The sequence below is a fragment of the Desulfobulbaceae bacterium DB1 genome (assembly GCA_001914235.1).
Lineage (GTDB): Bacteria > Desulfobacterota > Desulfobulbia > Desulfobulbales > SURF-16 > DB1.
Genome location: MQUF01000013.1, coordinates 1 through 4,370, shown reverse-complemented (window position 1 = coordinate 4,370; position 4,370 = coordinate 1). Strand labels below are relative to the sequence as shown.

General features: G+C 47.8%; 3 protein-coding genes. All 3 read right to left on the bottom strand.

All coding sequences use genetic code 11. The features are described 5' to 3' along the window. Positions 1-1,351, bottom strand: a 1,351-nt coding sequence (locus BM485_11700) for a hypothetical protein (GenBank protein ID OKY74813.1), incomplete at its 3' end; no start/stop codon positions are given. Between the two features lie 154 nt (positions 1,352-1,505). Beyond that, positions 1,506-2,438, bottom strand: coding sequence for a hypothetical protein (locus BM485_11695; protein ID OKY74812.1), 933 nt, complete (start codon positions 2,436-2,438; stop codon positions 1,506-1,508). Between the two features lie 527 nt (positions 2,439-2,965). Next, complete coding sequence (locus BM485_11690) at positions 2,966-4,291, bottom strand: transposase (protein ID OKY74811.1); 1,326 nt, start codon at positions 4,289-4,291, stop codon at positions 2,966-2,968. Between the last annotated feature and the right edge of the window lie 79 nt (positions 4,292-4,370).

Below are 4,370 nucleotides of genomic sequence, written 5' to 3'. Positions count from 1 at the left end.
GACAGCCGTATGAAAAGTCCGTCATTTTCAAAAAAGACCTCTGCCTGATCAATATTTCGGGCAGTAGCAGGGCAAAAACAGTGGCAAAAATGGCAAAAATACCCAAAATAAGACGCCGCAGGACATCGGCCATCCCTTTCGGGGTGCCCTGTCCAAAGATTACCCGCATGAGAAGTCCCAAATTGTAGGCAGCGGCATGAATCAGGTAGCGTTTACTGACATTTTCCAGACCGCGAAGCGTCATCCGGGCAAGATTGCCACCTCGCTTGAGCATGGCAAAACTTCGTTCCACAATCTCGGAACGCCGACGGGACAACTGTTTTCCGTGGTCTCCCCGAGTGCGGCGGCGATTGCCGTGAAATTCCCGGCAGGCCTCTTTGTCGCCATGCCAACTTCGTCTCTGTTCGCTCTGCCGCTCCGGAATGTAGGTGGTGATCCCTTTGTCGGCATTGAGTTTCCTGATCAACTCCGCCTTGTGGTATCCTTTGTCGGTAACCACGCACAGCAGTTCCGGCGCTTCGTCACCGAGAACGGCAAGGTTCTCCTCGACTTGTTCCAGCGTCTCCTCGATGCTTGCCGTATCGCCCTGATCAGCCGGATGCACCACGACGCCCAGCATGGCCCCGGTGGCAAGATCGACCGCATGTTCCGCCTTGTAGGCAAGATGGGTCGTGCCATTCTTCATCTTGGCGATACGGGCGTCGGGATCGGTTTCCGATTGCCACTCGCGATTGGAAAGTTTCTTGCCTGTGCGTTTCCTGTCGAAACGGGCAACGTCGGCGGCATCACCTGGCTCTTGACCTGCCTCGCGCATCAACGTTTTGACATAGTCGGTGTAGGAGGAACCGGTATCTTTTCGCGCCAGACGCCGCAGAGAGGCATTGGCTTCAATGGTTGTCGAGTCGACACCAGTCGCGTATGCATCGATCAGCCCGTGTTGATGGACAATGCAGAGGATACGCTGGAAAACCTTGGTGTACAGCTCCAGCGGCAATCGTTGCCGCCAGATGGTGAAACTTGAATGATCCGGCGTTTTTTCGTGAATCTGATAGCCGAGGAACTCCCGCAACGACATCCTGTCACTGCAATGCCAGGCAATGCTGCGTTCGGACTGAAACCCTTCCAGGTAGCCGACAAAGAGCATGCGGAAGTAGACACCTGGAGGAATCGAGGGACGACCTGCTTCCGAGAAAAAGGGGGCACATTCCTGTTCCAGCCAGACGTCAAATCCATCGTCATCAAAAAGACGGTTGAGGCGGGTGTAAAAGGGATGGCCACCGCGTGGGGCCAGGTCGCTATGGGCGATCCAGAGCGGGAGCTGTTTATGTTTTTTGCGTTTACCGATGGCCATGAAGAAAAACCCCTGTTGTGTGATGAGTTGTCACGACATTTTACCCGATCGGCCGATTCATTCAATCTCAATCAATGGCCGCAACAGGGTTTTTCAACGGGCTGTTAGGGCGTAACCAACAAATTATGTTTCTATTCTTATTTCTTATGCACAATTATGTGTTGAGTAATGACCGAAATTCCTTTAGTGACAACATGCATTTAGAATGAAAACCATAACCAGCAAAGCTCGCGACGAAAAAACGTAGATCAAATAATGCTGACTGACCATATTTATCTAATTTAGGATCGTTAATTATTTTTCTTAATTTTGTACTACGCGGATTATGGTTTGCGAGCAGAAATATGATTTCCGGAGTGGTATTCTTGCCAAATATGACTTCGGTTATGCCCTTACTGCGATTAAAATTGAGCAAGTCAAGTTCATCAAGTTGAGAAAACTGATTGCTCATGGTGTCAAGCAAAAAACCATATTTTTCTTTATTCTCAATAAATTTTTTAAAGTCATCCAAATGCTCAATAATTCCGGCTTTGCCACTTAGGGCGTTATCGCCATATTTCATTTCAATAAGTGCTGGGCGGCAGTTACTTCCATCCTTGCGAGCAGAGGCCTGCCAACGTATTGCCAGCATATCAAACCGTGCGCCAATATCCGAATCTGCAAATTCTATATCCGACAGGAAATACTCTGTTTCATTCGAAATTGGAGAAAAGTTGTTTTCCCGTGCGACTAGCTGCTGAAACTCCCTTTCTGGTTTGTTATGCACAGAAAGAAAAAAATCCATAGTTTCCTTCAGATTTGGCAATGCAGCAATCCATGACGTCACATCTGTTGCTGTACTTAGTACAGGCGGCATATCAGGAAGCGACCTAGCGGTTTTGTTATACTGAGTATCAAAAAATGCTTTATAGGTATTATCGGTGTTAGTGGCTTCAATTTTCATTATATTCCCGCCACGATAATAGATGTTGACGTAATTTTCTCGAATTGCCAACATTAAAGTATTGTCATCCTTGATCCGTTTAAGCATGGGAGATAAAAGACCAATTTTAAGATCGTTTAAAAATTTATCTGATAATTGTCTCATTTCATTAATGCCTCATAAAATTGTAAAGAAATTAAAATAAATAATAACTGATTGGGAACCTACGCCGGGATCCATCCACCGCCAAATATTCCCCATGAGATAAATATACGCCCTCTTAAAAAAGATGTATATCCAAAAGGTTAGTATGTTTACACCATGCCAACAGCAATACCATTGTTACCATTATCAAGGAAAAGTGATATAGCCGCGGGTAAAAAATATTCTTCCCAACATTGCCCAGTATAGGTGCTAGCACAAGAAACAATACGACGAGGGTCGTTACCTGAGTTTGCATGTACCTGAATCCGTGAGGTATCCCGGATTCTCCCTAAAAATTGTGGGGCGCGAAAAAATTTCAACACCGCGACCGCCAGAAATTTATATATTGCCAGCATATTGCTGGTAAATTGGGACATCGTCCCCGTTGTTCTTTGAAAAATTGCTATATTTGCCTGTTTTTAGGCGTATTTTCCCGGCAGGGCCTGCTGTTCAGCCACTTTCCGGCAAATTTCTCTTCTGTTCTTGCATTAGCCAAAGGCAAGCCGGTTATAAACGGCCTGAAACGAGTCAAATGCGCAACAGTGGCGGCTGAACCGCAGCTTCAGTTTCCTGCCGGTCTCAATCAGTCTGGCTGCACGGTACATGAGTTCCTGAATAACGGTACGAATTCTCCTGCGCTTTGCCGAGTGGCGCACTGGTGAGCGATCACCGAGAAGGCCAAGCTGGCCGATAAACCGCAAGATGTTATAAGCCAAGCCGGCCAAGGACATGATCAAGGAATTGGTCGCAAATTTTCCCGAAGGCAACCGCTCAAGATCCATGTCGGTTTTAAATTCGCTGTGAAACTGCTCGCTTGTGCCGTGGTCCCGGTAGAGCTTGATGATCTCTTTTTCCGGCAGGTAAAGGGATGTCCACCAGCCCTCAAGTTCTATATCCGGCACCAGCAGCAACTGGCCGCGTTTGTCAATGGTACGTTCAATCACGCGGACGATCAGGCGGGTACTGAACTCCTTGCCCTCGTGCTCCTGAAGCTGGTTGAAACTGAATACGGCAACCCGTTTGCCGCGTCGTGGTTCGCTCACTTCTCCTTCTTGCAGCCCACGGGCCAGCCAGGCGGGAAGGTCCTGCTTGCGGGGATTCCATTTCAGGATGTAATCGACCTTTTTGTGGCCATAAAGCGTTGCTCGGGTCTCGACAGCATCGTGTCCGGAGTCAAGCCTGAATAACAGTGACTTTTTGGTTAAAGACTTGGCACGGGAGATGGTTTCCTGCAGAAAAGGAATAAAATTGTTTTGGCTGTGCTGGCTGCCCTCCCGGAACTCAAGATTAATACACCAGCCTTCCTCTCCCATGTAGGCGGCTATTGGCGCATAGCCGTCATAACCGTGATAGGTATGCTTGGAACCTTCTTTTTTGGTGCCGGAGTTGTCCATGCAAAAGACGTCCATATCGACGGCGACATGACCCATGGCCAAGGGGGTTACTTTTCCTTTGGCATTGCGGATGAACTCCGTGTAGGTGGAGGAAGCAATTGGCTGAAAAACTGTTGCGGTTTCGTCAAGGCGCTGGCGCAAGGTTTCGGGCGAAGGAACCGCTTTGATGCCAAGTGATTGCTGGAAATACCTGTCGTCTTTCATGTCGGCAATGGCTTCGAAATCGCTTTTGCCAAGCGAGAGGAGCCCGAGATAACTGCGAATGACATCTGTATTGGCAATGTCCTTGGTGTCGGGTATCGCCTTTTTCAGCTTGGCGTTCAAGCTGGTAAAGCGATTGATACCGAGCCCGATCAGGGCCAGGCCGGAATGAGAGGTATAAAATTCGTCCGATGAGCGTTCAAGAATAAATCGTTTCATTTTTTCACCTGCAGAGTGATGTTTTTAGACAGGCGAATATTGCAATATTTTTTGTTAAATTTCAACATGTTATTTGAAA